The sequence below is a fragment of the Streptomyces sp. 4F14 genome, assembly GCF_048159485.1.
Classification (GTDB): domain Bacteria; phylum Actinomycetota; class Actinomycetes; order Streptomycetales; family Streptomycetaceae; genus Streptomyces.
This window is the reverse complement of record NZ_JBLRVY010000003.1, coordinates 196037-221646: the sequence shown is the minus strand read 5'-3', so window position 1 is coordinate 221646 and position 25610 is coordinate 196037. Positions and strand designations below refer to the sequence as shown.

General features: G+C 72.6%; 29 protein-coding genes. 18 read left to right on the top strand and 11 right to left on the bottom strand.

The features are described 5' to 3' along the window. Positions 1-155 precede the first annotated feature (155 nt). From ACLZOT_RS05730 to ACLZOT_RS05705, 6 genes are all read right to left on the bottom strand, one after another. A complete protein-coding gene (locus ACLZOT_RS05730) occupies positions 156-431 on the bottom strand; it encodes a hypothetical protein (protein WP_416967613.1) in 276 nt (91 codons plus the stop codon). A 178-nt stretch (positions 432-609) separates the two neighbouring features. Beyond that, positions 610-1566 (bottom strand): NADP-dependent oxidoreductase, encoded by a 957-nt coding sequence (locus ACLZOT_RS05725; protein ID WP_416967612.1) that lies wholly within the window; start codon positions 1564-1566, stop codon positions 610-612. A gap of 125 nt (positions 1567-1691) precedes the next feature. Continuing rightward, a complete protein-coding gene (gene icmF / locus ACLZOT_RS05720) occupies positions 1692-4901 on the bottom strand; it encodes a fused isobutyryl-CoA mutase/GTPase IcmF (protein WP_416967611.1) in 3210 nt (1069 codons plus the stop codon). A 92-nt stretch (positions 4902-4993) separates the two neighbouring features. After that, a complete protein-coding gene (locus tag ACLZOT_RS05715; protein WP_416967610.1) occupies positions 4994-5725 on the bottom strand; it encodes a helical backbone metal receptor in 732 nt (243 codons plus the stop codon). A gap of 12 nt (positions 5726-5737) precedes the next feature. Beyond that, on the bottom strand, positions 5738-7327 hold the full coding sequence (locus tag ACLZOT_RS05710) for an acyl-CoA carboxylase subunit beta (RefSeq protein ID WP_416967609.1): 1590 nt from the start codon (positions 7325-7327) through the stop codon (positions 5738-5740). A gap of 61 nt (positions 7328-7388) precedes the next feature. Further along, positions 7389-8180, bottom strand: a complete 792-nt coding sequence (locus tag ACLZOT_RS05705; RefSeq protein ID WP_416967608.1) for an AfsR/SARP family transcriptional regulator — start codon at positions 8178-8180, stop codon at positions 7389-7391. A gap of 444 nt (positions 8181-8624) precedes the next feature. Between ACLZOT_RS05705 and ACLZOT_RS05700 the strand changes: the two genes are divergently transcribed. Continuing rightward, positions 8625-9818 (top strand): sensor histidine kinase, encoded by a 1194-nt coding sequence (locus ACLZOT_RS05700; RefSeq protein ID WP_416967607.1) that lies wholly within the window; start codon positions 8625-8627, stop codon positions 9816-9818. 41 nt (positions 9819-9859) lie between these two features. After that, positions 9860-10474: a response regulator transcription factor gene (locus ACLZOT_RS05695; RefSeq protein WP_416967606.1), complete on the top strand. Its 615-nt coding sequence runs from the start codon at positions 9860-9862 to the stop codon at positions 10472-10474. Positions 10475-10497: 23 nt separating this feature from the next. On the opposite strand, the gene ACLZOT_RS05690 is transcribed toward ACLZOT_RS05695, so the two are convergent. From ACLZOT_RS05690 to ACLZOT_RS05675, 4 genes are all read right to left on the bottom strand, one after another. Next, positions 10498-11742, bottom strand: coding sequence for an acyltransferase domain-containing protein (locus ACLZOT_RS05690; protein ID WP_416967605.1), 1245 nt, complete (start codon positions 11740-11742; stop codon positions 10498-10500). A 24-nt stretch (positions 11743-11766) separates the two neighbouring features. Continuing rightward, complete coding sequence (locus tag ACLZOT_RS05685; protein WP_416967604.1) at positions 11767-13515, bottom strand: fatty acyl-AMP ligase; 1749 nt, start codon at positions 13513-13515, stop codon at positions 11767-11769. Between the two features lie 48 nt (positions 13516-13563). Next, positions 13564-13752: an acyl-CoA carboxylase epsilon subunit gene (locus ACLZOT_RS05680; protein ID WP_416967603.1), complete on the bottom strand. Its 189-nt coding sequence runs from the start codon at positions 13750-13752 to the stop codon at positions 13564-13566. Positions 13753-13899: 147 nt separating this feature from the next. Further along, the gene (locus ACLZOT_RS05675; protein ID WP_416967602.1) at positions 13900-14583 is read right to left on the bottom strand and encodes a hypothetical protein; all 684 of its coding nucleotides are present in this window, start codon (positions 14581-14583) and stop codon (positions 13900-13902) included. 379 nt (positions 14584-14962) lie between these two features. Between ACLZOT_RS05675 and ACLZOT_RS05670 the strand changes: the two genes are divergently transcribed. The 6 genes from ACLZOT_RS05670 to ACLZOT_RS05645 all read left to right on the top strand — a co-directional run bounded on the left by ACLZOT_RS05670 (position 14963) and on the right by ACLZOT_RS05645 (position 18513). Further along, a complete protein-coding gene (locus ACLZOT_RS05670; protein ID WP_416967601.1) occupies positions 14963-15736 on the top strand; it encodes a thioesterase II family protein in 774 nt (257 codons plus the stop codon). 28 nt (positions 15737-15764) lie between these two features. Continuing rightward, the gene (locus ACLZOT_RS05665; protein ID WP_416967600.1) at positions 15765-16586 is read left to right on the top strand and encodes an AfsR/SARP family transcriptional regulator; all 822 of its coding nucleotides are present in this window, start codon (positions 15765-15767) and stop codon (positions 16584-16586) included. 88 nt (positions 16587-16674) lie between these two features. After that, positions 16675-16944 carry an acyl carrier protein gene (locus ACLZOT_RS05660; protein WP_416967599.1) on the top strand — a complete coding sequence of 90 codons (270 nt, stop codon included), beginning with the start codon at positions 16675-16677 and terminating at the stop codon, positions 16942-16944. Further along, positions 16941-17675 carry an SDR family NAD(P)-dependent oxidoreductase gene (locus ACLZOT_RS05655; RefSeq protein ID WP_416967598.1) on the top strand — a complete coding sequence of 245 codons (735 nt, stop codon included), beginning with the start codon at positions 16941-16943 and terminating at the stop codon, positions 17673-17675. The genes ACLZOT_RS05660 and ACLZOT_RS05655 overlap by 4 nt, the downstream gene beginning before the upstream one ends. Then, a complete protein-coding gene (locus ACLZOT_RS05650; RefSeq protein WP_416967597.1) occupies positions 17675-18064 on the top strand; it encodes a SchA/CurD-like domain-containing protein in 390 nt (129 codons plus the stop codon). The genes ACLZOT_RS05655 and ACLZOT_RS05650 overlap by 1 nt, the downstream gene beginning before the upstream one ends. Beyond that, positions 18061-18513, top strand: a complete 453-nt coding sequence (locus ACLZOT_RS05645; RefSeq protein WP_416967596.1) for a DUF1772 domain-containing protein — start codon at positions 18061-18063, stop codon at positions 18511-18513. Before ACLZOT_RS05650 ends, ACLZOT_RS05645 begins: the two co-directional genes overlap by 4 nt. Positions 18514-18575: 62 nt before the next feature. Here ACLZOT_RS05645 and ACLZOT_RS05640 read toward each other — a convergent pair whose 3' ends face one another. Further along, positions 18576-18944, bottom strand: coding sequence for a SchA/CurD-like domain-containing protein (locus tag ACLZOT_RS05640; protein WP_416967595.1), 369 nt, complete (start codon positions 18942-18944; stop codon positions 18576-18578). 160 nt (positions 18945-19104) lie between these two features. Here ACLZOT_RS05640 and ACLZOT_RS05635 point away from each other — a divergent pair, with 160 nt between their 5' ends. Genes ACLZOT_RS05635 through ACLZOT_RS05590 form a run of 10 tightly spaced genes read left to right on the top strand, consistent with a single transcriptional unit; the run spans position 19105 to position 25587 of the window. Next, positions 19105-19440 (top strand): TcmI family type II polyketide cyclase, encoded by a 336-nt coding sequence (locus tag ACLZOT_RS05635; protein WP_416967594.1) that lies wholly within the window; start codon positions 19105-19107, stop codon positions 19438-19440. Beyond that, a complete protein-coding gene (locus tag ACLZOT_RS05630) occupies positions 19437-19871 on the top strand; it encodes a cupin domain-containing protein (RefSeq protein ID WP_416967593.1) in 435 nt (144 codons plus the stop codon). Before ACLZOT_RS05635 ends, ACLZOT_RS05630 begins: the two co-directional genes overlap by 4 nt. Next, positions 19868-21157 carry a beta-ketoacyl-[acyl-carrier-protein] synthase family protein gene (locus ACLZOT_RS05625; protein ID WP_416967592.1) on the top strand — a complete coding sequence of 430 codons (1290 nt, stop codon included), beginning with the start codon at positions 19868-19870 and terminating at the stop codon, positions 21155-21157. Before ACLZOT_RS05630 ends, ACLZOT_RS05625 begins: the two co-directional genes overlap by 4 nt. Continuing rightward, positions 21154-22371 (top strand): ketosynthase chain-length factor, encoded by a 1218-nt coding sequence (locus ACLZOT_RS05620; protein ID WP_416967591.1) that lies wholly within the window; start codon positions 21154-21156, stop codon positions 22369-22371. The genes ACLZOT_RS05625 and ACLZOT_RS05620 overlap by 4 nt, the downstream gene beginning before the upstream one ends. Positions 22372-22402: 31 nt before the next feature. Next, a complete protein-coding gene (locus ACLZOT_RS05615; protein WP_416967590.1) occupies positions 22403-22855 on the top strand; it encodes an SRPBCC family protein in 453 nt (150 codons plus the stop codon). Further along, positions 22852-23319 carry an anthrone oxygenase family protein gene (locus tag ACLZOT_RS05610; protein WP_416967589.1) on the top strand — a complete coding sequence of 156 codons (468 nt, stop codon included), beginning with the start codon at positions 22852-22854 and terminating at the stop codon, positions 23317-23319. The genes ACLZOT_RS05615 and ACLZOT_RS05610 overlap by 4 nt, the downstream gene beginning before the upstream one ends. Before the next feature lie 17 nt (positions 23320-23336). Then, positions 23337-24089 carry an SDR family NAD(P)-dependent oxidoreductase gene (locus ACLZOT_RS05605; protein ID WP_416967588.1) on the top strand — a complete coding sequence of 251 codons (753 nt, stop codon included), beginning with the start codon at positions 23337-23339 and terminating at the stop codon, positions 24087-24089. Next, positions 24089-24406: an antibiotic biosynthesis monooxygenase family protein gene (locus ACLZOT_RS05600; RefSeq protein ID WP_416967587.1), complete on the top strand. Its 318-nt coding sequence runs from the start codon at positions 24089-24091 to the stop codon at positions 24404-24406. Before ACLZOT_RS05605 ends, ACLZOT_RS05600 begins: the two co-directional genes overlap by 1 nt. Further along, entirely contained in the window at positions 24396-24707 is a 312-nt protein-coding gene (locus ACLZOT_RS05595; RefSeq protein WP_416967586.1) for an antibiotic biosynthesis monooxygenase family protein, read from the top strand. The genes ACLZOT_RS05600 and ACLZOT_RS05595 overlap by 11 nt, the downstream gene beginning before the upstream one ends. 22 nt (positions 24708-24729) lie before the next feature. Further along, the gene (locus tag ACLZOT_RS05590; RefSeq protein WP_416967585.1) at positions 24730-25587 is read left to right on the top strand and encodes an NAD(P)-dependent oxidoreductase; all 858 of its coding nucleotides are present in this window, start codon (positions 24730-24732) and stop codon (positions 25585-25587) included. Positions 25588-25610 lie beyond the last annotated feature (23 nt).

The window sequence follows — 25610 nt, the reverse complement described above, 5'->3', positions numbered from 1 at the left end:
AGTATCTGACTATACAGATACTTGCTTGAGAGTGTGACGATCACCGTCGCCTCTCCGGGGCTGCGGCAAGCGCCATCACCTCGACCGTCCCCGTCATTAGAGCAACGCCCTCACCTCGCCGCAGCCCGGGCCGCTCCCCCGGGTGACACGGGCCTTCACCTCGGCGGCGCGGGCGCCGGCAGCGGGGAGGGGGACGGGAAGCGTCCTTCAGGGGCGGGCGGCTCGGCCCGCCCCGACGCCCGCGTCACCCACACCACGTCGAGCTGGATCACGCGGACGCCGTCGCCGTAGAGCCGCTGGGGGTAGGAGTGCGGGGCCTCCACCGAGGCCGGGCGGGTGCCCGCCACCGCCCAGCCGAGGGCCAGCAGGCCGGCGAGGACGAGGGCCGGCAGCACGGGGGCCGATCCCGGGCGCCTGTGGTCGTGAGTCACTTCTGTTCCTGGTCGCTCGATCCGACTCGGACAACCCCCGTTCCTCACAGCCTCACAGGCGGGACCCGTCAAGGGAATCTTGAGACTTAAAGTTGTATCTCTCCTGCACGAACCCTTCACGTCCGCTCACCGAACGGTCCGGAGATCAACTCACCCGCCCCTCAAGGAAGTTGAACACTCAACGGTCACCGTCTCGGGCAGCGGCGTCGTCGAAGGTGACGACGATCTTGCCGCGCGCCTTTCCGGCGGCGAGGACGGCGAGGCCCTCCGTCGCCCGGTCCAGGGGGAGGACCGCGTACACGTCGGCCGTGAGGGTGCCGTCCGCGACCTGTTCCGCGAGGGGTTCGACGATCTCGCGCAGGGGGCGGGCGTAGACCGTCGAGCCGGTGAGGCCGACGGATTCGAGGTCGGCGGCGGTGGGGGCGCCGGTGGTCGTGGCGACGCGGCCGCCGAGGCGGACGGCGTCGAGCGGGATGTCGTCCGCCTCGCCGACGAGGTTGACCAGCGCGTCGACCCCGCCGGGGATCCTGGGGGCGACGGGCCCCGCCGTGTGGTCGACGACGGCCCACGCGCCGAGCGCGACGAGCGCCTCGACGTCCTCGGGGCGGCCGGTCGCGACGACGCGTACGCCTCTGCGCGCGAGCAGCTGGACGACGTACCGACCCACTCCCCCGGTCGCGCCGTTGACGAGGACGACCTCGCCGGGCCGGGGGTCGATCTGGTCGACGGCGGCGAACGCGGCGGCCGAGGCGAGCGGCATCGCGGCGGCGGCCACGAAGTCCAGGCCGAGCGGCTTCGGTACGACGGTGTCGGCGGGCAGCAGCGCGTACTCCGCGAGGGTCCCGGCGCCGAGCGGCGCGGTGAGCGGGATGTGCCCGAACACCTCCTGGCCGACGGCGACTTCACCGACGCCCTCACCGACGGCCACCACGACTCCGGCGGCGTCCCGGCCGAGGACCACGGGGTACTCGTACGGGAACCGGCCGGCCAGCACGCCGGCGGCGATGACGTTGTCGAGGGGGTTGAGGCCGGCCGCCTTGACCCGGATCAGGACGTGGCCCGGGGTGACGTCGGGGGCGGGGATCTCACCGAGCTCGGGGGTGTCGCCGGGCTCGGGGACATGGACTGCGCGCATGGGGGCTCCGTGTGGAGGGGACGCGAGGGCGCGGGTGGCTTCCGCACGGAGGAAGCTACCCTAAAAGGCAATCAGAAAGCTATGTGAAAAGCTTTCTCGCTCGCCTTTCCCTCCCGGCCCCCCGCTCAGACGTTCCGCCGGTACTGTCCCCCCACCTCGAAGAACGCCTCGGTGATCTGCTGGAGCGTGCACACCCTCGCCGCCTCCACCAGCACCGCGAACACGTTCCCGTCCCCCACCGCCGCCTCCTTCAGCGCGGCCAGCGCCTTGTGGGCCTCGCCCCGGTGGTGCGTACGGAACTCCACGACCCGCTCCAGCTGCGACCGCTTCTCCCCCTCGGTCGCGCGGGCCAGCTCCACCGGGCCGGGGGCGGCCGTGTCGGCGTGCGGGTTGCGGAACGTGTTGACGCCGACGATCGGCAGCGTGCCGTCGTGCTTGCGCTGCTCGTAGAGCATCGACTCGTCCTGGATCCTGCCCCGCTGGTAGCCGGTCTCCATCGCGCCGAGCACCCCGCCGCGTTCGCTGATCCGCTCGAACTCCGCGAGGACCGCCTCCTCGACGAGGTCGGTCAACTCGTCGATGACGTACGAGCCTTGGAGCGGGTTCTCGTTCATCGCGAGGCCCCACTCGCGGTTGATGATGAGCTGGATGGCGAGCGCCCGGCGCACCGAGTCCTCGGTGGGGGTGGTGACGGCCTCGTCGTAGGCGTTGGTGTGCAGGCTGTTGCAGTTGTCGTAGAGGGCGATCAGCGCCTGGAGGGTCGTGCGGATGTCGTTGAAGTCCATCTCCTGGGCGTGCAGGGAGCGTCCGGAGGTCTGGACGTGGTACTTCAGCTTCTGGCTGCGCTCGTTCGCGCCGTACTTCTCCTTCATCGCGACCGCCCAGATCCGGCGGGCGACGCGGCCGAGGACCGCGTACTCGGGGTCCATGCCGTTGGAGAAGAAGAAGGAGAGGTTGGGGGCGAAGTCGTCGATGTGCATACCGCGCGCCAAGTACGCCTCGACGTAGGTGAATCCGTTGGCGAGGGTGAAGGCGAGCTGGCTGATGGGGTTCGCGCCGGCCTCGGCGATGTGGTAGCCGGAGATGGAGACGGAGTAGAAGTTGCGGACCTTCTGCTCGATGAACCACTCCTGGATGTCGGCCATCATGCGCAGGCTGAACTCCGTGGAGAACAGGCAGGTGTTCTGGCCCTGGTCCTCCTTGAGGATGTCCGCCTGTACGGTGCCGCGCACGCTCGCGAGTGCCTCGGCGCGCAGTCCCTCCGCCTCCTCGGGGGACGGTTCGCGGCCCTCCGCCTCGCGGAACGCGTCGGTGCGCTGGTCCATCACCGTGTTGAGGAAGAAGGCGAGGACCGTCGGCGCGGGGCCGTTGATCGTCATCGACACGGAGGTGGTGGGGGCGACCAGGTCGAAGCCGTCATAGAGGGCCTTCATGTCGTCGAGGGTGGCGACGGAGACGCCGGAGGTGCCCACCTTGCCGTAGATGTCGGGGCGTTCGTCGGGGTCGCGGCCGTAGAGGGTGACCGAGTCGAACGCGGTGGACAGGCGGGTCGCGGGCTGGCCCTCGGAGAGGAGCTTGAAGCGCCGGTTCGTGCGGAACGGGTCGCCCTCGCCCGCGAACATCCGCGCCGGGTCCTCGCCGTCCCGCTTGAAGGGGAACACCCCTGCCGTGAACGGGAATCGGCCGGGCAGGTTCTCACGGCGCCAGTAGTTCACCAGCTCCCCGTGGTCGACGAAGCGAGGCAGCGCGACGCGCGGGATCTTGTTGCCGGAGAGGGACTCGCGGGTGAGCCTGGTGCGGATCTCCTTGCCGCGTACGGTGACGATCTGCTCGTCGCCGGAGTAACTGGCCACGACAGTTGGCCAGTCGGCGATCTGGTCGGCGATGGCCGCCGGGAGATCACGGCGGGCGGCACGGGCGAGCGCGTGCACACCGGCAGCGTCGGAGCCCGCCCTCTCCAGCTCCTCCTCCACGGCCTCCAGACGCTGCAACCGGCGTGCGGCATCCGCGAGTTGGAGCGTCTGGGCGTGATACGCGCGGACGGTGTCAGTGATCTCCGCGAGGTAGCGGACGCGTTCGGCCGGGACCACCTGCCGGATGCCGGAGGAGTACCGGACGTCCGCCTGCGGGAGCGCCCCCTCCCCCCATCCGAGCCTGTCCCGCAGGTGCTGGTAGAGCGCGGTGACCCCGTCGTCGTTGAAGGTCGCCGCCGAAGTCCCGTAGACCGGCATGTCCTCGGGCTTCTGCCCGAACGCCTCCCGGTTGCGCACGAGTTGGCGGCCGACGTCCCGCAGCGCGTCCTTCGCGCCCCGGCGTTCGAACTTGTTGATCGCGACCGTGTCGGCGAAGTCGAGCATGTCGATCTTCTCCAGCTGGGAGGCCGCGCCGAACTCCGGTGTCATCACGTACAGCGAGGTGTCGACGAACGGCACGATCGCCGCGTCGCCCTGTCCGATGCCCGGCGTCTCGACGATCACCAGGTCGAAGCCGGCGGCCTTCACGACGTCGATCACGTCGGCGAGGTGCTCGGGCAGTTCACGGCTCCCCCGGGTGGCGAGGCTGCGGAAGAACACCCGGTTCCCGTCGAGGGAGTTCATCCGGATCCGGTCGCCGAGCAGGGCGCCTCCGCCGCGCCGCCGGGTCGGGTCGACGGCGATGACCGCGATCCGCAGCTTGTCCTGCTGGTCGACGCGGAAGCGCCGGACCAGTTCGTCGGTGAGCGAGGACTTGCCGGAGCCGCCGGTGCCGGTGATGCCGAGGACGGGGACCGTACGGGTCGTGGCACGCAGCGCCGAAAGGAACTCCGGCGGCAGTTTGCCGAGTTCGGCTCCGGTGATCGCGCGTGCGACGGCGAAGCGGTCACCGGCCAGCACGGCGTCCGCATCGGCGGGGCGGCCGTCCCAGAGGTCGAAGTCGCAGTCCTTCACGACCGAGTTGACCATTCCGGCGAGGCCCATCCGCTGGCCGTCCTCCGGGGAGAAGATGGTCACGCCGGAGGCGCGCAGCCGGGTGATCTCCTCGGGGACGATGACGCCGCCCCCGCCGCCGACCACCCGGACGTGGTCCGCGCCCTGTTCGCGCAGGGACTCCACCAGGTACTCGAAGTACTCGACGTGCCCGCCCTGGTAGGAGGAGACGGCCACGCCGTGCGCGTCCTCCTCCAGCGCCGCGTCCACGACCTCGCGCACGGAGCGGTTGTGCCCGAGGTGGATCACCTCCGCGCCCTGGGACTGGAAGATCCGCCGCATGATGTTGATCGACGCGTCGTGCCCGTCGAACAGGGCGGAGGCGGTGACGAGGCGGACGGGGTGCGTGGGCCGGTGCAGTTCGCTCATGAGGGCCTTCCAGCAACGTGCGACCAGATACTTGGACGTCCTACTAAATAGATAGTAGGACGTCCAAGTGAATTCGTGGCAAGCGTGGTGGATCAGATCCCGGCGAACACCCGGTGCGCCTCCACCAGCGACGGTCCGTACCAGGTCAGCAGCCGTCCGCTCACCAGCCGCACCTCCACGCCGGGGAACATCTCGGGCCCGTCCGTCGCGGAGAACGCGTACGGCTCGTCCGGCAGCAGCACCACATCCGCGCGGATCTCCGAGACCTCCACCCCCGGATACCGCCCCCGCGCATCCCCGTCGAACACATTGGCGAACCCGGCCCGCCGCAGCAGATCCCCGGTGAAGGTGGACCCCCCGACGACCATCCACGGATCACGCCAGACCGGCACCGCCACACTGGCCGTGACCGGCGGCACCTCCCCCGCCCACAGCTCCCGCGCCTCCCCCAGCCACTCCGGTTCCCCGACCCGCAGCGCCTCGGTGAACAGCCGCTCCAGCGACCGGATCGCCTGGGGCACCGTCTCCACGACGGTCACCCACACCGGCACGCCCGCCTCCCGCAGCCGCCGTACGTCCAGCTCCCGGTTCTCCTCCTTGTTCGCGATCACCAGGTCCGGCGCGAGCGCGGTGACCGCCGCCCGGTCCGGGTTCTTCGTGCCCCGGACGCGGGTGACGTCGAGGCCTGCCGGGTGCGTGCACCAGTCGGTCGCGCCGACCAGCGTGCCGGTGGCGGCGAGGGCCTCGGTGAGGGAGGGGACCAGGGAGACGACACGGCGCGGCAGGCGGGGCAGGTGGACCGGGGTTCCCATGTCGTCGTACATCCCGGCACTGTGTCACAGGGGTACGTTGCCGTGCTTGCGGTCGGGGAGGACCGCGTTCTTGCCGCGCAGCATCCGCAGGGAGCGGATCAGGGTGGCGCGGGTGTCGCCGGGGTCGATCACGTCGTCCAGGAGGCCGCGTTCGGCGGCGTAGTAGGGGTGCATCAGCTCGGCGCGGTACTCCTCGACCAGGCGGGCGCGGGTCGCCTCCGGGTCGGCGGAGGCGGCGATCTCCCGGCGGAAGACGACGTTCGCGGCGCCGTCCGCGCCCATCACCGCGATCTCGTTCGTCGGCCAGGCGAAGGAGAGGTCCGCGCCGATCGAGCGCGAGTCCATGACGATGTAGGCGCCGCCGTACGCCTTGCGCAGCACCAGGGAGATCCGGGGCACGGTCGCGTTGCAGTAGGCGTACAGCAGCTTCGCGCCGTGCCGGATGATGCCGCCGTGCTCCTGGTCCACGCCGGGCAGGAAGCCGGGTACGTCGACCAGGGTGACCAGCGGGATGTTGAAGGAGTCGCAGATCGAGACGTGCCGGGCGGCCTTCTCCGAGCCGTGGATGTCGAGGACCCCGGCGAGGGCGGCGGGCTGGTTGGCGACGATGCCGGCGACCTGGCCGCCGAGGCGGGCGAATCCGCACACGACGTTGCGCGCCCAGGCTTCGTGGACCTCGAAGAACTCGCCGTCGTCGACGATCTCCTCGATCACCGCGCGCATGTCGTACGCCTGGGCGGGGTCGGCGGGGACCAGGGCGGTGAGGGTGTCGGTGCGGCGGCCCGCGGGGTCGGTCGCCGGGGCGTCCGGGGGGAGTTCGCGGTTGTTCTGCGGGAGCAGCGAGAGCAGGAAGCGGACGTCCTCCAGGCACTCCGCCTCGTCGTCGTGGCTGAAGCCCGCGACGCCGGACAGGGCGGCGTGCACGTCCGCCCCGCCGAGGGCGTCGTGGGTGATCTCCTCGCCCGTCACGGCCTGGACGACGTCCGGGCCGGTGATGAACATCTGGGACGTGCCCCGGACCATGAACACGAAGTCGGTCAGCGCCGGGGAGTAGGCGGCGCCGCCCGCGCAGGGGCCGAGCATGACGCTGATCTGCGGGATCGTGCCGGAGGCGCGGGTGTTGCGGCGGAAGATGCCGCCGTAGCCGGCGAGCGCGGTGACGCCCTCCTGGATCCGGGCGCCCGCGCCGTCGTTGAGTCCGACGAGGGGGGCGCCGGCCGAGAGGGCGAGGTCCATCACCTTGTGGACCTTCGCGGCGTGCGCCTCCCCGAGGGCGCCGCCGAACACCCGGAAGTCGTGGGCGTACGCGAACACGGTCCGCCCGTGCACCTCCCCCCAGCCGATCACCACACCGTCCCCGTGCGGTTTGCGCTCCTCCAGCCCGAACCCGGTGGCGCGGTGCCGGCGCAGCGGTTCGATCTCGGTGAACGTCCCCGGATCGAAGAGCAGCTCCAGCCGCTCGTGGACGGTCAGCTTCCCCTTCCCGTGCTGGCGCCGCGTGGCGTCCGGGTCGGGTCCCCGGCCCACCTCCTCCTTCAGCAGCTTCAGCTCCGCGGTGGCCCGCCCCAGATCGGGCACCGGCACGGCGGCCAGACGTTCGTCGAGGGTCGTCATCCCGTCACCGTAGGGAGGGGGCCTTGAAGGGGGCTGAAGCCGGGGTGGAGGTCGGTGGGGGTCAGTCGACCCCGGCCGGCTGGGAGTCGAGGGCCGTGTCGCCGGACAGGACCGCGTGGTGCAGTTGCCGCAGGGACGGGGAGGGTTCGAGGCCCAGCTCGGTGACCAGGGCGCCGCGCAGCCGCTGGTACGCCTCCAGGGCCCGCCAGGCGCCGCCGGAGCGGTGCAGGGCCAGCATGAACTGGGCGCAGAACCGCTCGTTCATGGGGTGCCGGGCCGTCAGCACCCGTAGTTCCGGGACGACTTCGGCGTGCCGGCCGAGGCGCAGGTCGGCCTCGATGCGGCGTTCCAGGGCCGCCATGCGGTTCTCCTCCAGGCGCAGCACCTCCAGTTCGAGGACGCCGCCCGCGCGGACGTCGACGAGGGCGGGGCCGTGCCAGAGGGCGAGGGCGGCGCCGAGGAGGCGGGAGGCGGTGCGGTAGTCGCCGGCGTCGTAGGCGTGCCGGCCCTCGGCGACGAGCCGCTCGAACTCCTGGGCGTCGACCTGGCCGGGCTCCAGGCGCAGCAGGTAGCCGCCGAACTGGGTGACCAGGACGTCCTTCGCGCCCCGGGCGTCCCCGGTGAGGCCGGCGGCTATCTTGCGGCGGAGCTGGAGGATGTACGTCTGGAGCGTCGTGGACGCGCTGCGCGGGATCCGCTCCCCCCAGATCTCCGCCATCAGTGTCGGCACGGTGACGACATGGTCGGCCTGTACCGCGAGCAGGGCCAGAATCTGCCGGGGCTTGGCCGCGCTGGGCACCACCGAGGTGCCCTGTTCGACCGCCGTGAGCGGCCCCAAAACCTTGATCTCCATGGCGTGCTCTCCCCTTTCGAGTCGCATCCCCTGGACCCGGGTGTCCCCCACTCGGAGCGTGCTGGGCATGCTCCCATCCCTGGTGGGAGCCGCCCAGTGAGCAACGCATGAGCGCAATCATGAAAAGTTCACGGTCCCGCCATGACGTGCTCGGCGCGTACGGCGCGGAACTCGGTTCACCGAACCGTCGGGAATCAGCCGTCACCGGCATCGCGCGCGGAGAGATCCTCGCGCCCGGCCCGTCGTCACGGGCACGCCGCGCGCGCCGCATCGCTTCACGAAGTGCGTGACGGCACGGCTCGTTCTTCCCGGTCCCACGATCGGTGGTGACTCTCCGAACCCGAGTCCCGGCTTCGGGTAATCAATACCGGTTCAGCCAGTCTCTCCAGGACCAAGACAACGTATATTTCGAACAGTTCAAGCGGGCAGAGGAGGGGGCACCGCATGGCCGACCCGTTATCCGGGATCGCGGGACGGGGTATCCGTCCGGGCGGGGACCTGCCGCCGACGTGGGTGTCGAGGATGATCGCGGTGGCCGTGCTGTGCGGCTACTCCGCCGTCCTGGTGCTCAACGTCCTGCGGGACGGCCCCGGCCCGGGGAAGCTCGCGGGGTGCCTGGCCTGTGTGACGGCCGTGTGCGCCGTACAGCTCCTGCTCCTCTCGCCCCGGGCCCGTGCCTGGCCCCTGCGGCGCGGGGTGCCGGTGCTCGCCGTGCAGGCCGCGCTGGCCTTCGCGCCGCTGGCGTGGTTCGGGCCGGCCTGGGCCCCGGTGGGCGGGATCCTCGGCGCCTCGCTGCTGCTCCTGCTGCCCCGCCGCGTCGCGTGGGGGCTGTTCGCCCTGGTGGTCGCCGTGATCGGCGGGTACGCAGCCCTGTCCGACCTGCCGCTGGTGAGCCGTGTCTACGCGCCGCTGATCGCGGTTCTCACCGGCCTCGTGCTGCACGGCCTGACCCTGCTGACGGACCTGGTGCGCGCCCTGCACACGACCCGCGCCGAGCTGGCGCGCGCCGCGGTGGCCCAGGAGCGCCGACGCATCGCCCGTGACGTGCACGACCTGCTGGGCTACAGCCTCTCCGCGATCACCCTGAAGTGCGAGCTGATCCACCGTCTGGTGCCGGTCCAGCCGGGCCGCGCCCTGGACGAGGTGGAGTCGGTCCTCGCGGTGTCCCGGCAGGCGGTCGCGGACGCGCGGCTGGTGGCCAGCGGCTACCGGGACATGTCGCTGGCGGACGAGGCGGAGGCCGCGGTGGAGGTCATGGCCGCGGCCGGTATCCGCACCACGATGGACATCTCCTGCGGCCGGCTGCACCCGGCCGTGGACACGGTCCTCGCGACGGCGCTGCGCGAGGGCGTCACCAACATCCTGCGCCACAGCAAGGCCCGCGTCTGCGACATCAGGGCGGTGCGCGAGGGGGAGAGCGTACGGCTCGTCCTGGTGAACGACGGGGTGCTCACCGAGGGCCGGACCGCCGCCTCGCACGGCAGCGGTCTCGACAACCTCCGCGCCCGCGCCGACGCGGTCGGCGGCCGGCTGACGGCCATGGTCCGCGACGACGGCCGGTTCCGGCTGGTGGCCAAAGTACCCGTCCGACCGCTCACCGCCCCGGCAGCGACCACTGCCGTGCGGGAGATCGCGTAGCCGTCACCGCGCACGCGGACACGCTCGATCAGGGGGAGTCAATGCTGTCGGTGAAGATCCTGCTCGCCGAGGACGTCCACATGGTCCGGGGAGCCCTGGTCGCCCTGCTGGAGCTGGAGCCCGACCTTCAGGTGGTGGCCTCGGTGGACCGCGGCGACCTGATCGTGGAGACCGCCCTGCGCACCCGCCCGGACGTCGCCGTCGTCGACATCGACCTGCCCGGCACGGACGGCATCACCGCCGCCGCCGAGCTGTACGAGCGGCTGCCGACGTGCCGGGTGCTGATCCTCACGAGCCTCGGCCGGCCCGGCATGGTGCGCCGGGCGCTGACCGCGCACGTCTGCGGGTTCCTCCTCAAGGACGCGCCGCCCTACCGGCTGGCCCACTCGGTGCGGGCGGTGGCCGCGGGCAAGCGGGTCGTCGACCCGCAGCTCGCCCTGTCCGCCTGGGAGGCGGTGGAGTCGCCGCTGTCCCCGCGCGAGGCCGAGGTGCTGCGGCTGGCGGCGCGGGGAGCGGACGCCGCGGAGATCGCCGACGCGCTGTACCTGACGAAGGGCACGGTCCGCAACTACCTGACGGCGATCGTGGCGAAGCTGAACGCCCGCAACCGGATCGACGCGATCCGCATCGCCAGAGAGGCGGACTGGATCCCCTGAGGGCGCTGGATTCCCGGGGGCGCTCACACGTCCTCCGCGAGCGGCCCCGCGTCCAGTGCCGACAGCACCCCCGCCAGATCCACCGCGTCGCTGTCCGGGCCCTGGCACACCGCGAGGCACCGGGGCCCGTCCGCGCCGCCGATCCGGCGCAGCAGCGGGGTGAGGACCGCCCGGGGCCCGACCTCCACGACATGGGTGGGTGCGTGCCGGTCCAGCATCCGCCGTACCGCCTCCGCGAACCGCACGGGTGAGGTGATCTGGCGGGCCCAGTAGGCGGCGCCCAGGGGTTCCGCGAGCTGGCGGCCGTAGACGGTCGAGTAGAACGGGACGCGGGGCCGGGTGCCGGGGGCGCGGCGGGCCGCCGCCGTGAAGCCGGGGACGGCGTCCGCCATGTACGGCGAGTGGAAGGCGTGCGCGACCGGCAGGAGGCGGCTGGAGATCCCGGCGTCCGCGAGGCGGCCGCGGATCCGGGTGAGGCCCTCCAGGTCGCCGGTCAGGACGGTCGCGCGGGCCGCGTTGACGGCGCCGATCGACACGCCCGGCTCCCAGGCGGCGACCTCGGCGGCCTCGTAGGGGTCCGCGCAGGTCGCGAGCATGCCGCCGCTGTCCGGGAGGCGCTGCATGAACGCGCCCCGCAGTGCCACGAGCCGGGCCGCGTGGCCCAGCGTGAGGGCCTCGGCAACCGTCGCCGCCGCGAACTCGCCGACCCCGTGCCCGAGGACGGCGACCGGGCGGACCCCGGCGTCCAGGAGGGTGCGGGCGAGCGCGTACTCGACGGCGAACAGCGCCGGCTGGGACAGGGCGGTGCGGTCGATGCCGGGGTCCTGGCCGAGGATCAGCTCGGTCACCGAGCGGCCCAGGTAGGGCCACAGGACCTCGTCGACCCAGGTCAGGCTGGAGCGGTAGGGGGTGGAGTGCCGGTAGAGGCCCCCCGCCATGCCGGGGTGCTGGCTGCCCTGGCCGCTGAACACGAACACCGGGCGGACCGCCGTACGCACCGGGCGCGGCTCCCCGCGTGCTCTGCGTACGGCGAGGTGGCGGGCCAGTTCCCGGACCGTCGGGTACATCCACATGTCCTCCGGGCCGATCAGGGAGCCGAACTCCGCCTCGATGTCGCCGTACAGGCTCAGCAGGGCCACCGAGTCGAGCCCGCACTCCACGAGCAGGGCGTCGCGGCCGACCTCGCGGCGCGCGTAGTCCGAGATCCGCTCCGTCAGCCAGCCCAGGAACTCCCGCTCGTGCCGCTCGCCGCCCAGTACGTGGATCATGCCCGCCCCCTCCGTCGCCCTGGTTCATCCGGTCAGTGCGGCCGGCCCCGGGACCAGATCGGTGTCGAGCCGCTGGTGCAGCGGGCGGATCCGGCCGCGCAGGAAGAGCTCGCGCATCGCGGACCGCTCCACTTTTCCGCTGGTGGTCCGGCGTACGGTGCCGGGGCGCACCAGCAGGACGCCGCCGACGCGGACGTCGAACTCCTCGGTGAGGCAGCGCTCCACCTGGCAGGCGAGGGCGGCGAGGGCGGAGTCGTCGAAGGCATAGCCGCTGCGGGCGCGCAACTCCTGGACGACGACGACGCGTTCGCGTTCGCCGGGGACCGCGAAGGCGGTGCCGGGGCCGAAGAGCGCGTTGACGTGCTGGACGGTGCGCTCGACGTCCTGCGGGTAGAGGTTGCGGCCGGCGACGACCATGACGTCCTTGAGCCGGCCGGTGACGTAGAGGTGGCCGTCGTCGAGGGTGCCGAGGTCGCCGGTGCGCAGGAAGCCGCCCTCGCCGTCGGCGGTGGCGGCGGCGAAGACGCGGGCGGTCTCGCCGAGGTCGCGCCAGTAGCCGCGGGCGACGCCGGGGCCGCGGACCCAGATCTCGCCGATCGCGCCGTCGGGGACGGCGGCGCGGGTGTCCGGGTCGACGATCCGGACCTCGCAGCCGGACGCCGGGCCGCAGGACAGCAGGCGGCGGGCCGGGTGCCCCGGCCGCGGGGCCTGCCACAGGTGGCGTTCCAGAGCCTCCGCGTCGACGGTCCGCTCCCGGCGCGGGAGGCTGCCGCCGCTGCCGGAGACCAGGAGGGTGGCCTCGGCGAGGCCGTAGCAGGCGGCGAACGCCTCCTCCCGGAAGCCCGCGGGGCCGAAGCGGGCGGCGAAGTCCCGCAGGGTCTCGGGGCGGACGGGTTCGCCGCCGGACACGGCCGTGCGCCAGCCGGACAGGTCGAGGCCGGCGAGCTGCTCGTCCGTGACGCGGCGCAGGCACAGGTCGTAGGCGAAGTCCGGGGCGCCGCTGACGGTGATCCGGTGCCGCTGCACGGCCTCCAGCCAGCGCACCGGGTGGCGTACGAAGGTCTCCGCGGGGAGCATCACCGAGGTGCCGCCCAGCCACAGCGGGTGCAGCAGCTGGCCCACCAGGCCCATGTCGTGGTGGAGCGGCAGCCAGCCGCCGATCCGGTCGCCGGGCCGGGTGTCCAGGGCCCGCCGGATCGCCTCCTGGTTGGCGAGGAGGTTCCCGTGGGTGATCACCACGCCGTGCGGCTGGCCGGTCGAACCCGACGTGTACTGGAGGTAGGCGACCGTGTCCGGGGCCGTGGGCGGCGGGGTCCAGGGCGGGGCCGTCGGTACGGCGTCGGCGGGCAGGCACGGCATCTGGCCGTAGCCGCAGCGGGCCAGCAGCCGGGAGACCTCCGGGGCCAGCGCCGCGTCCGTGAGGGTCACGCGGGGCGCGGTGTCCTTCACGATGCCGGCGATGCGTTCCTCGTGGTGCGCGTGGCCGCCGCCGGGCGGGCAGGGTACGGCGATCGCTCCCGCGTACAGGCAGGCGAGGAAGCTGACCGCGAACTGGCGGCGGGAGTGGTGCAGGAGCAGGACGCGTTCGCCGGCCGCGTGCTGGCTCTGCAGCCAGCCGGCGAGCCGTCGTACGGCCGCGTCCAGGCTTCGGTACGAGATCGACTTGGGGCGCCCTCTCTCCTCGTTGTCCGGCAGCAGGAGCAGCGCGTCCCGTCCGGGTGCGCGCTCCGTCCTGGCCAGCATGAGTTCGGTGAAGTTCCGGTGGCTGGTCAACACGTCCCCCTAGCTTGCGCGCGTCCCTCCGTGCAGGGGCGCGACGATTCACGGAGCCGTCCAGGAGGCGGCGGCGCGGTGACGGAACCGCCCGCTGCCCCACCCGGCCCGCCGAGGACCCGCTTCGGCCGCCGGCCCGCCCGCTCTCGCCAGCACCAGCAACGCGGCGACCACCGCGGCCAACTCACCCACGTCCGGCTGCCCCCGGACCACCTTGAGGAGCGGAATCTCGGACATGCGCCCACTGTGCAGGACTCCCCTCGAACTCCGGTCGCGCGGCGGCGGGGGGAAGGTGGAGCGGGGGTGAGGGACAGGGTGGGAGGGGGCGGCGGCATCCGGGGGGGCGGGCAGCGTCATGCTTCCCCGCGTGCCGTTCCGGGGGTGTCAGCCGGCTGGGTGTGGGCCCGTCGCCTGGGCTCGTTCGATCGTCAGGCGGGTGGTCGTGGAGTGGAGGCGGTGGTGGCGGGTGGCGAAACGGGCGCTGCCGAGGGCCTCGTCGCAGAGTTCCGCCGTGGTCCACCACAGGAGGCCCAGGTAGGCGCGGGGGTCGGTGGTGGAGCGCAGGAGGAGGACGCCGCCGAAGCCGGTGTCGTGCATGAACTGGCCCGCGAGGGCGCCGAAGTCCAGCTCGAAGCGGGCGGCGTCGCCGTCGAGGAGGGCTTCGACGAGGATCGCGTGCGCGGTGTCGGCGACGGTGGGGGCCGTGCCGAGCAGGCCGACGCCGACCGCCTGGCCGGGTTCGACGTCGGCGAGCCGGGTGAGGCGGTCCAGTTCGGCGCAGGACGGTGCGGCGTGGATCGCGCCGAGCAGGGTCCCGAACGACCGCCAGCAGCTGACGTGCAGATAGCTCCCGGGCCGGTCCAGGGAGCGGAGTGTCACCTGCCCCCGCATCCCGCGCCGGCCCTCCTGGCACCGGCTGCTGCGCGCCAGTTCCCGTTCGAGGCTCTCCGGCGTGCCCTCACCGCTGACCTCGAACCGGCGCAGGGTGGCGACGAGCCGGCCCGGATCGCACCGGAGTCCGGCCGGACGGGGGTCCAGGGTCTCCCCGTTCGCCGCCTCCCGCGCCACAGCGCACCGTCCTTCCGGGGTGTCGTCGGTGTCTCACCGCAGCGTGCGCGTTCGCGGCCTGCAGGTGACACCTGAGCAAGAACCGCTAGAGCCCGGCTAGAGCACCCTTCGCGAGCAGCCCTTCCGCACGCCCCGCGTGCGCCCGGTGCGATTCGCTCCAGCGAACGTGCGACGTTCCGCACCAGTCCGCTGGTGATCGTCCAGTCAACCTCGAAGAACCGGTGAACCCTGGTTGAGCTGGGGATTTCAGTGATCCGGCAGTGGCCGTGGGCCGCCTTCCGACCCCCGCTCCACCGCTCGTTGAGCGCGTTTCCAGAGGACGCGGTGAGGCTCTGGGTCGTCTCGCCGGAAGGCATCGTGCGGAAGGGGGATCCGGAAGGTGCATCGTTATCTCGCGACCCGGCACACGGCGGACGCGCTGTCCGCCGGCCCGGCCAGGAGGCTGCTGTGCTTCCACCACGCCGGGGCCGGCGCCATGACGTTCGCGGGCTGGAGCCGGCGGGTCGGGGCCGGTGTCACGGTCCTGCCGGTCCGGCTGCCGGGCCGGGAGTCCCTCCTGAGGGAACCCCCGTTCACGGACGCGGACAGGCTGGTCGAGGAGCTCACCGAGGACCTCGGCCCCCTCCTGGACGTGCCGTACGCGTTCTACGGTCACAGTCTCGGCGCGCTGGTCGCCCACCGGCTCGCCCTGCATCTCGTCGCGGCCGGCCGCCGGCCGCCGGAGGTCGTCCTCGTCGGCGCCTGCCCGGCCCCGCACCTGCCGTCCCGTCTGCTGGAGGCGGCGGCGCTGCCGGGGGTGACCGACGAGGAGCTGGTCGGTCTGCTGGCCGACGACGACAGTGTGCCCGAGCTGCTGCTCGGGCGCCCCGAGTGGCTGCGGGCCACGCTCCCCACCCTCCGGGCGGATCTGCGCCTCGCCCGGGGTCTGCGTTCGGCGCGTACCGGCCCGCTGCCGTGCCCCTTGTGGGCCTTCGCGGGCCGGGACGACCGGATGGTGGGGGTCTCGGAGGTCCGCGCGTGGGAGCGGTGCACCTCGTCCCGGTTCCACTTCCGGACGATGCCGGGTGCGCACTTCTTCGTCCGCGGCCGTGAGTTGCCCCTTGCCGTCGGTGCGGCGCTGCATGCCGAGATGCCGCTGCCCCAGGTCGGCTGACGTGTTCGTTGTGGAAGGAGATCCGCGGATGGACATCTGCGTACTCGGCCCGTTCAAAGCGACCCAGTCAGGTGTGTCGGTGACGCCGACCGCCGTCAAGCCACGCAAGGTACTCGCCCTGCTGGCCCTCCAGGCCAACCGACTCGTGTCCGTGTCCTCGCTGGTCGAGGAGGTGTGGGGGGAGGCTCCGCCGCGCAGCGTGCAGACCACCCTCCAGACCTACATCCTGCAACTGCGCACCCTGATCGCCGCGGCTCTCGGCAAGGAGTGCGCGGGCCTGCCGAACGGCGCGAAGAGCGTCCTGATCACGGAGCCCGGCGGCTATCTGCTGGACACTCAGGGCGGCCTGTTCGACATGCAGGAGTTCGAGGTGCTGGCCTCGGCCGGGCACCGCTCGCTGGAGCAGGGCGACTGGTCGGCGGCCTCGGCGCATCTGGGCCGGGCGCTGGCGCTGTGGAACGGCCGGGCCCTGGTCGACGTACAGCGCGGTCCGCTGCTCGACGTGGAGGCGACCCGCCTGGAGGAGTCACGCATGAGCGTGCTGCACGGGCGGATCGAGGCGGACCTGAGGCTGGGCCGCCACCACGAGCTGATCGGCGAGCTGTCGGGGCTCGCCGCCCGCTACCCGCTGAACGAGGGCATCCACGGCCAGCTGATGGTGGCCCTGTACCGGGCGGGGCGCCGGGGCGACGCCCTGACGACGTACCGGCAGCTGCGCACGGCCCTAGGCCAGAACCTGGGCCTGGACCCGTCGCCGGGCATCGAGCACCTCCAGCGCGCGGTCCTCGGCTCGTCCCTGCTCGACCTGGAGGTCGGCATGCCGTCCGGCCGCCTCGCGCAGGTCGGCTGAGACCGGCCGCGGTCCGCCTCTCCCCACCTGAACTTCCCCGTCCCCGTCACATCCCCGAACCCACCGACTCGTGGAAGGAAGTACGCCGATGAGCGAGATCACCCTGTCCGAGCTGAGCGAGCTGCTGCTCGAATGCGTCGGAGCCCCGGAGGAGGGCACGAGCCTCGACACCGAGGAGGCCCTCGACACGCCGTTCCTGGACTTCGGCTACGACTCGCTGGCGCTGCTCCAGGTCACCGGCCTGATCACGCGCCGGCACGGCATCGTGCTGTCGGACGACGCCGTGATGGAGGCCGAGACCCCGCGGCTGCTGCTGAACATGATCAAGGAGGCGCCGGGCGCCGGAGCGGTCCGGTGACCGGCTTCGCGGACAGCCGGGTCGTGGTCACGGGCGGCACCCGTGGCATCGGCCGGGCCGTCACGCTGGCCTTCGCGCGGGCCGGCGCCCGGCTCGTCGTCGTCCACCGCACCGACGGGGAGCAGGCGCGCACGCTCGCCGCGGAGCTGGCCGGCGCGGGGGCCGAGCACGCCCTCGTGCGGGCCGATGTGACGACCGGGGCCGGGGCCCGGCGCCTCGCGGACACGGTGCGCGAGAAGTTCGGCGGGGCCGACGTCCTCGTCAACAACGTCGGTGTCGACGGACACGCCAAGTTCGACGACCTCGCCGAGGACGAGTGGCGCCGGGTGCTGGACCACAACGCGACGTCCGCGTACCTGGTCACGCACGCGCTGGTGGGGCTGCTGCCCGAGGGCGCGTCGGTCGTCAACGTGGGCGCGTCCGTGGCGCTGCGCGGCCGGCCCCTCGGTGTGCACTACAGCGCCTCGAAGGCCGCGCTCGTCGGGTTCACCCGCGCCCTCGCGAAGGAGCTCGGCGGCCGGGGCATCCGCGTCAACACCGTCGCCCCCGGGGTGACGGAGACCGAACCCGGCGCCGGGCTGCCGCCCGCCCTCGCCGGCCGGCTCGCCGCCATGACGGCGCTGGGCCGGCTCGGGAAGCCCGAGGACGTCGCCGGGGCGGTCCTGTATCTCGCCGGGGCGTCGGCCTCGTACGTCACCGGCGCCACCATCGACGTCGACGGAGGTATCTGATGCCGTACGCAGCCATCACCTACCGGGTGAAGCCCGGGCACGAGGAGGAGATCGCGGCGGTGTTCGCCGGGTTCCAGCGGGTCGACACGCCGGACTTCACGGGCACGAAGGGCGAGGCGGCCGGACGGCTGCTGGGGACGGCCGTGTTCCTGAAGGACGACGTCCTCGTCCGGGTCATCCACTACGAGGGCGACTTCTCGGCGGTCGCCCGGCACATGGCCGCGCAGAAGGGGGTGCACGTCCTGGAGGAGAAGCTCGCGCCCTACCTCGCCGAGCAGCGCGAGACCAGCACCGGCCAGGGGTTCGCGGAGTACTTCCGGGACGCGACCATGCGTACGGTGTCCCAGCTCACCGTCGACACGCACCCCGCGGCGGCTCCGGCGTCATGACCGGCCTGCTGGGTGTCGCCGCGCTGCTCGGCGGCGGGATCACGGCGGGGGTGCTGTTCGCGGTCGCGCTGAGCGTCGTCCCGGCGCTCTTCGCGATGGAGACGGGGACGTACGTGTACGCGCACCGGCTGCTCGGCCGCAACTGGGACCCGACGATGCCGGTGATCGTCCTCGCCAGCGCCCTGGCGAACGGGGCGCTGGCCGCCCTGGCGTCCGGCACCGCGCGCGCCCTGTTCACGGTGTCCGTGCTGCTCCTGCTGGGCGTCTCGGCCGTCTCCCACCTCTGCAACGTCCCCATCAACCGCCGGGTCAAGGCCGTCACCGACCCGTCCGACCTCCCCGCGGACTGGCAGGACCCACGCCCCCTGTGGCGCCGCTGGCACCTCCTGCGCACCACCCTCGCGGTCCTCGCCCTCGCGGTCACGGCTACGGGGGTGACCGCGCTCTAGACGGACGCCGCGTGCCCTGTCCCGGTCGGCGGGACAGAGCGCGCGGCGTTCCCTGTCGCCGCTCAGGCGTCGCGTACGGAGATCTCCGCGACCGTGGTGAGCAGGCTGCGCCGGAAGGTCGCGACGAACCCCTCCGGAGTGTCCGTGTCGCGGGGGCGGGTCAGGTAGGGCTTGAGTTTGCGTTCGACCTCGCGGACGCCGGGCTGCGAGGCCATGTGGCGGGCGACGGCGTCGAGGTCGCCGGTGTACTCGATGACCCGGACGAGGGTGTCGTCGCGCAGGAAGACCGCCGTGGCCAGGATCGTGCCCGCCGCCCTCCCCTCGGCGTCGGTGACACTGCTGCCGCGTACGCGCCTGAAGTTGCCGAAGATCTCGGTGAGTTCCTTCTCGCAGCCGGGCCTGATGTCGTAGGTGATCGCCGCGAACGGCATGGGCCGCCTCCTTCGCTCGGGTCCCCGTACCGCACCCGAGCCGCCTCGCGGGCCGCTCGAAGCGAGCTGCACCCCGGAGATGGACGGTGTTTCGAGCCGCTCTCCAGACCCCGGTGCGACGGTCCGGTCCGACCTGACGCCGTCCCTGTGGAGGTACGCCGTGCACCGCACCTTGATCGTCGCCCGCCTCAAGCCGGACAAGGCCGATGACATCGCCGGGATCTTCGCGGACTCCGACGCGACGGACCTGCCGGGGATGATCGGCGTCTCCCGGCGCACCCTGTTCCGCTTCCACGGGCTGTACTTCCACCTCGTCGAGGCCGACGAGGACATCTCCCCGAACCTGTACCGGGCCCGCAGCCACCCCCTCTACGACGACATCAACACACGGCTCGCGGCCTGCGTGGAGCCGTACGACCCGGACTGGAAGGAACCCAAGGACGCGATGGCCGAGCCCTTCTACGTCTGGACGAAGGACGGGGGGCGGATCCAGTGACCACGTCCATCACCCGCACCGTGAAGGTCTCCGTCGACGAGGCCGTGCCCAACACCCGCCGGGGCGGCGACATCCGGGTCACCCTCAGCCCGAAGACCGTCGGCTGCACGTCCGGCTTCGGCGGCACGATGACGCTGGCCCCCGGCGACCACGTCACCGAGCACTACCACCCGTACTCGGAGGAGTTCCTGCACGTCATCGAGGGCGAGCTGCGCATGGCGATGGACGGCGAGCAGATCGACCTCGCCCCCGGCGACTCGCTGCTCGTGCCGATCGGCGTACGCCACCGCCTGGTGAACGTCGGCGACACCACCGCGAAGTGCGCCTTCCACCTCTCCCCGCTGGCCCCCCGCCCGGAGCTGGGCCACGTGGACACCGAGCCGGCCCAGCACCCGGAGCAGGCGAACCCGTCCGTGGGCGGTACGCCGTGAGCCGACGGGCCGTCATCACCGGCGTCGGCGCGGTCGTCCCGGGCGGGGTGGGGCGGGAGGCGTTCTGGGAGCTGCTGTCCGAGGGCCGTACCGCGACCCGCCGCATCAGCCTCTTCGACCCGGCGCCCTTCCGCTCCCAGGTCGCCGCGGAGGTCGACTTCGACCCGGCCGCCGCGGGCCTGACCGCGCAGCAGGTCCGGCGCATGGACCGGGCCGCCCAGTTCGCGGTGGTCTCCGCCCGGGAGGCCGTCGAGGACAGCGGCATCGACCTCGCGGCGCTGGCGCCGGAACGCCTGACGGTGAGCATCGGCAGCGCGGTCGGCTGCACGATGGGCCTGGAGGAGGAGTACGTCGTCCTCAGCGACCGGGGCCGCAAATGGCTCGTCGACCACGAGTACGGCGTCCCGCACCTGTACGGCTACATGGTGCCGAGCACGCTGGCCGCCGAGGTCGCCTGGGAGGTGGGCGCGGAGGGGCCGGTCGCGCTGATCTCGACGGGCTGCACCTCGGGCCTCGACTCGATCGCGCACGCCGCGCAGCTCATCGAGGAGGGCTCGGCGGACGTCGCCGTCGCGGGCGCCACCGACGCGCCCCTGTCGCCGATCACCTCGGCCTGCTTCGACGCGATCAAGGCGACCACCCCGAACAACGCGGACCCCGCGCACGCCTCCCGCCCCTTCGACCGGGACCGCGACGGCTTCGTCCTCGCGGAGGGCTCGGCGGTCCTGGTCCTGGAGGAACGGGAGGCCGCCGAGGCCCGGGGCGCCCACATCTACGGCGAGATCGTGGGCTTCGCCGGCCGCAGCAACGGCTACCACATGACCGGCCTCAAACCGGACGGCCGCGAGATGGCCGAGGCGATCCGCGTCTCCCTGGACCAGGCGAAACTGGACCCCACGGCGGTCGACTACGTCAACGCCCACGGCTCGGGCACGAAACAGAACGACCGCCACGAGACGGCCGCCTTCAAGCGCAGCCTCGGCGCGCACGCCTACGACATCCCCGTCAGCTCGATCAAGTCGATGGTGGGCCACTCCCTGGGCGCGATCGGCTCGATCGAGGTCGCGGCCTGCGCGCTGGCCCTCCAGCGTCAGGTCGTCCCGCCCACGGCGAACCTCCACCACTCCGACCCCCAGTGCGACCTGGACTACGTCCCCCTGACGGCCCGCGACCACCCCCTCGACGTGGTCCTGAGCGTCGGCAGCGGCTTCGGCGGCTTCCAGACGGCGATGCTGCTGGCCCGCCCGGGCACGAAGGCAGCGGCGGCGGGAAGGGGCGGGGCGTGACGCCCCCGCCGGTCATCACCGGCATCGGGATCACCGCCCCCACCGGTATCGGCGTCGAGGCTCACTGGGCCGCCGTGCTCGCCGGGAAGTCCGCGATCGGGCGGATCGAGCGGTTCGACGCGGCCGGGTATCCCGTACGGCTGGCCGGGGAGGTACCGGGGTTCGACGCGGAGAGCGCGGTACGGCCGAGGAGGCTGATCTCGCAGACCGATCACTGGACGCATCTCGCGCTCGCCGCGGCCGAGGAGGCGCTCGCCGACGCCGAGGTGGATCCCGGGGCGCTGCCGGAGTTCGAGATGGCCGTGGTCACCTCGTCCTCCTCGGGCGGGACGGAGTTCGGGCAGCGGGAGATGACGGCGCTGTACCAGCACGAGCCGTCGTGGGTGGGGGCGTACCAGTCGATCGCGTGGTTCTACGCGGCGACGACGGGCCAGCTCTCCATCCGGCACCAGATGCGCGGCCCCTGCGGGGTGCTGGCCTGCGAGCAGGCGGGCGGTCTGGACGCGGTCGCGCAGGCGAGGCGGCTGACCGGCAAGGGCGCCCGGCTGGTGCTGACCGGCGGCACGGACGCGTCCCTGTGCCCGTACGGCCTGACGGCGCAGCTCTCCACCGGCAAGCTGTCGACCTCGCAGGACCCGGCCCGCGCCTACGCCCCCTTCGACGCCGAGGCCCGTGGCTATGTCCCCGGCGAGGGCGGCGCGATCCTCGTCCTGGAGAGCGCGGAGTCGGCCGGCGCGCGGGGGGCGGGGCCGGGCTACGGCAGAGTCCTCGGCCACGCCGCCGGCTTCGACCCGCCGCCCTCGGCGGGGAAACCCCGGGTGCTGCGCCGGGTGGTCCAACAGGCCCTGAAGGACGCCCGGTTGACGCCGGACGACATCGACGTGGTGTTCGCGGACGCGGCCGGCGTCCCGGACGACGACCGCGCCGAGGCGGAGGCGATCACGTCCCTGTTCGGCGCCGGTGGCGTCCCGGTGACCGCGCCGAAGACCCTCACCGGCCGGCTGTACGGCGGCGGCGCCCCGCTGGACGTGGCGACGGCGCTGCTCGCCCTGCGCGACGGCGTCGTACCGCCGACCGCCGGGACCCGGCGCCCGGCCCCGGGCCTGGAGATCGACCTCGTCACCGAAGGCCCCCGGCAACTCCCCCTGCGTCACGCGCTGGTGCTGGCGCGCGGCCACGGGGGATTCACCTCGGCCCTGGTCCTGGGCCGCTGACCCCCTCCCAAGAAGAACAAGGAGCACGGCGATGGCCGGACACACCGACAACCACATCGTCATCGACGCCCCGCTGGACCTGGTGTGGCGGATGACCGACGACGTCCCGAACTGGCCCGACCTGTTCAGCGAGTACGCGAAGGCGGAGGTCCTGGAGCGCGACGGCGACACCGTCCTGTTCCGCCTGACGATGCACCCGGACGAGGACGGCAACGTCTGGTCGTGGGTCTCGCGCCGCACCAGCGACCCGACAACGCGGACCGTGCACGCGGAGCGCGTGGAGACGGGCCCGTTCGACTTCATGAAGATCTACTGGGAGTACACCGAGGAGCCCGGCGGCGGGGTGCGGATGCGCTGGGTGCAGGACTTCCACATGAAGCCGCAGGCCCCCGCGACGGACGAGCAGATGACCGAGCACCTGAACCGCAACACGAAGGTGCAGATGGCGCTCATCAAGGAGAAGGTCGAGGCCGCGGCGCGGTGACCTTCCTCGCCCTCTCGGTCCCCGTCGTCCTCCTGCTCAACGGCCTCGCGGCGGGCGTCCTGTTCGGCACGCAGCTCGGCGGCTTCCCCTACCTGGCCTCGCTCCCGGCGGACCGGTACGTGGAGGCGCACGCGTTCTTCGGGACCCGCTACGACCCGGCGATGCCGCTGTGCCTGGTCGGCACGCTGGCGGGCGACACGGCGCTGGCGTTCCTCGCGCCGGAGCCCCTCGCGCGGGCCGCGTTCGCGGTGGCCGCCGCGGGCGCCGCGGCGACCTCCGTCATCTCGGTCGCGAAGAACGTGCCGGTCAACCGCTGGATGCGCACGCTCGACCCGGCCGACCTGCCCGCCGACTTCGCGGACCGCGACCCCCGCGCCGACTGGGGCGCCTGGAACCGCAGACGCAGCCTCCTCACGATCACCGCCCTGCTCCTCAACTGCGCAGGACTCGGCGTCCTGCTCTGACCCGACTGGGAGAAACCATGGATCTCGCGCTCGACGGCAAGAAGGCCCTCGTCACCGGCGGCACGCGCGGTGTGGGCCGGGGCATCGTCCTCGCGCTCGCCCGCGCCGGCGTGGACGTCATCACCTGCTACCGCAACGACAGCGACCACGTCGCCTCCCTGGAGGCCGAACTGAAGGAGACGGGCGGCGACCACCACGTCCTGCGCGCCGACCTGGCCCGGCCGGCGGAGATCGCCGCCCTGCTGGAGCAGGCGAAGGAGAGGTACGGCCACCTCGACCTGGTCGTCAACAACGCGGGCACGATCAGCCATGTCCCGTACCAGGACCTGGCGTTGGAGGAGTGGCAGCGCATCCTCAACACCAACGTCACGGGCGCCCACCTGGTCGTCCAGCACGCGCTGCCCCTGCTCTCGGAGGGGTCCTCGGTCGTCAGCATCGGCTCCCGCTCGATCGACGCGGGCATCCCGCTGCGCGCCCACTACACGATGACCAAGGCCGCGCTGGTCGGCCTGAACCGCTCCCTGGCCAAGGAGTTCGGCCCCCAGGGCATCCGCTTCAACGTCCTCGCGCTCGGCGTCATCGAGACCGAGAACTTCCACGCGATGCCCGAGGAGCAGCGCACGCTGATGACCCAGCGGTACAGCGCGAAGACCGCGCTCGGCCGGCTCGGCACGCCGGACGAGGTCGCGGGCGCGGTGCTGTGGCTGGCCAGCGACCTGTCCCGGTACGTCACCGGCAACGTCATCGGCGTCGACGGGGGGATCTCCTGATGTTCCGGGTGATGCTGCGCATGGAGATCGAGCCGGGCAAGGAGGCCGACTTCGAACGCGCCTGGCACGAGGGCACGGACGCGGTCACCGGCCACCCCGCCAACCTCGGCCAATCCCTGTCCCGTTCGACCGCCGAGGACAGCACGTACTACATCGTCAGCGACTGGCTCGACGAGCCCCGCTTCCGGGCCTTCGAGGACAGCCCGGAACACCTGAAGCACCGCGCGACCCTCCACCCGTTCCGCAAGGGCGGCTCCTTCCACACGATGGAGCTGGTCACCCACCTGACCGGAAAGGCGTCGTCCGGTGCCGGCTGAGGTCCGCGTGCTGGTCTACCAGGCCGCGTACGACGAGACGCAGCTCGCCGAGGTCCGGGCCGCCTACCACCTGGTGAGCGAACGCCTCGCGAAGGTCCCCGGCATGCTCGGCAACGAGCTGCTGCGCAGCCCCGCCGACCCCACCGCGCTGGCCGTCGTGAGCCGCTGGGAGTCGATGGCGGCGTTCCTGGAGTGGGAGCGGGGCGCCGGGCACCGGGACGACACGGCTCCGCTGCGGCCGTTCCGGGACACGAGGACGTCGTCGCCGTTCGCGGTGTACGAGGTCGACGCGGCGTACTAGCCACGAAGGAGAGGTGACCGTCATGAACCACCCTCAGCTCGCGTTCATCGGCCTCGGCAACATGGGCGGCGGGATGGCGCACCGGCTGCTGGAGCGGGGCCACCGGCTCACGGTGTTCAACCGGACCGCCGCGAAGGCCGAGCCGCTCACGGCGGCCGGCGCCGTCCTCGCCGGGTCCCCCGAGGAGGCCGCCGAGGGGCACCGGGTCGTCCTGCTGAGCCTCAGTGACGAACGGGCCGTCGACGAGGTGCTGTTCGGCCGGGTCGTGCCGGTGCTCGACCCGGGCGCGCTGGTCGTCGACACGTCGACGGTGTCCCCCGGCTACGCCCGGGAGGCGGCACAGCGGCTCGCCGCGAAGGGGCTGCGCCGGGTCGAGGCGTGCGTGGTGGGGAACCCGCTGCAGGCCCGCGAAGGCGCGCTGCGCGTGTACGTCTCCGGTGCCGGGGAGGACTTCGCGGAGGTCCGCCCGGTCCTGGACGCGCTCGGCACCCAGGTCCTGCACCTGGGCCCGCCCGGCACGGCGACCAGCATGAAGCTGGTCCTGAACCTCCTGCTGGGCGCGCAGGTCGCGTCGATGGCGGAGGCGGTCGCGTACGGCGTGGCCTCGGGCCTGGACCGGGAGCAGCTCATCACGTCCATCGCGGAGAGCGGGTTCAGCTCCGTGGTGATGAAGTTCCGGGCGGCGCTGATGAAGGGGGGCACGTACGAACCGGCGTTCTTCCGGGCCGACCTGATGGAGAAGGACGTACGGATCGCCACGGAGGCCGCCCACGCGGCGGGGCTCACGCTGCCGGTCCTGGACACGGTCCTGGCCCGCTTCTCGGCGGTCGTGGCGGCCGGGGACGGGGCGAAGGACGCGGCGGTGATCGCGGAACACTGACCGGACACCCTCAAGTGCCCTCC

Bases quoted from the DNA above. Each gene is read 5' to 3' on its own strand.
- ACLZOT_RS05605 (WP_416967588.1), top strand. From the start codon at position 23,337: ATGGATCTCGCGCTCGACGGCAAGAAGGCCCTCGTCACCGGCGGCACG.
- ACLZOT_RS05665 (WP_416967600.1), top strand. From the start codon at position 15,765: ATGGACATCTGCGTACTCGGCCCGTTCAAAGCGACCCAGTCAGGTGTG.
- ACLZOT_RS05705 (WP_416967608.1), bottom strand. From the start codon at position 8,180: ATGGAGATCAAGGTTTTGGGGCCGCTCACGGCGGTCGAACAGGGCACC.
- ACLZOT_RS05645 (WP_416967596.1), top strand. From the start codon at position 18,061: ATGACCGGCCTGCTGGGTGTCGCCGCGCTGCTCGGCGGCGGGATCACG.
- ACLZOT_RS05650 (WP_416967597.1), top strand. From the start codon at position 17,675: ATGCCGTACGCAGCCATCACCTACCGGGTGAAGCCCGGGCACGAGGAG.
- ACLZOT_RS05590 (WP_416967585.1), top strand. From the start codon at position 24,730: ATGAACCACCCTCAGCTCGCGTTCATCGGCCTCGGCAACATGGGCGGC.
- ACLZOT_RS05615 (WP_416967590.1), top strand. From the start codon at position 22,403: ATGGCCGGACACACCGACAACCACATCGTCATCGACGCCCCGCTGGAC.
- ACLZOT_RS05680 (WP_416967603.1), bottom strand. From the start codon at position 13,752: ATGTCCGAGATTCCGCTCCTCAAGGTGGTCCGGGGGCAGCCGGACGTG.
- ACLZOT_RS05700 (WP_416967607.1), top strand. From the start codon at position 8,625: ATGGCCGACCCGTTATCCGGGATCGCGGGACGGGGTATCCGTCCGGGC.
- ACLZOT_RS05660 (WP_416967599.1), top strand. From the start codon at position 16,675: ATGAGCGAGATCACCCTGTCCGAGCTGAGCGAGCTGCTGCTCGAATGC.
- ACLZOT_RS05640 (WP_416967595.1), bottom strand. From the start codon at position 18,944: ATGCCGTTCGCGGCGATCACCTACGACATCAGGCCCGGCTGCGAGAAG.
- ACLZOT_RS05725 (WP_416967612.1), bottom strand. From the start codon at position 1,566: ATGCGCGCAGTCCATGTCCCCGAGCCCGGCGACACCCCCGAGCTCGGT.
- ACLZOT_RS05695 (WP_416967606.1), top strand. From the start codon at position 9,860: ATGCTGTCGGTGAAGATCCTGCTCGCCGAGGACGTCCACATGGTCCGG.
- ACLZOT_RS05690 (WP_416967605.1), bottom strand. From the start codon at position 11,742: ATGATCCACGTACTGGGCGGCGAGCGGCACGAGCGGGAGTTCCTGGGC.
- ACLZOT_RS05600 (WP_416967587.1), top strand. From the start codon at position 24,089: ATGTTCCGGGTGATGCTGCGCATGGAGATCGAGCCGGGCAAGGAGGCC.
- ACLZOT_RS05715 (WP_416967610.1), bottom strand. From the start codon at position 5,725: ATGTACGACGACATGGGAACCCCGGTCCACCTGCCCCGCCTGCCGCGC.
- ACLZOT_RS05710 (WP_416967609.1), bottom strand. From the start codon at position 7,327: ATGACGACCCTCGACGAACGTCTGGCCGCCGTGCCGGTGCCCGATCTG.
- icmF (WP_416967611.1), bottom strand. From the start codon at position 4,901: ATGAGCGAACTGCACCGGCCCACGCACCCCGTCCGCCTCGTCACCGCC.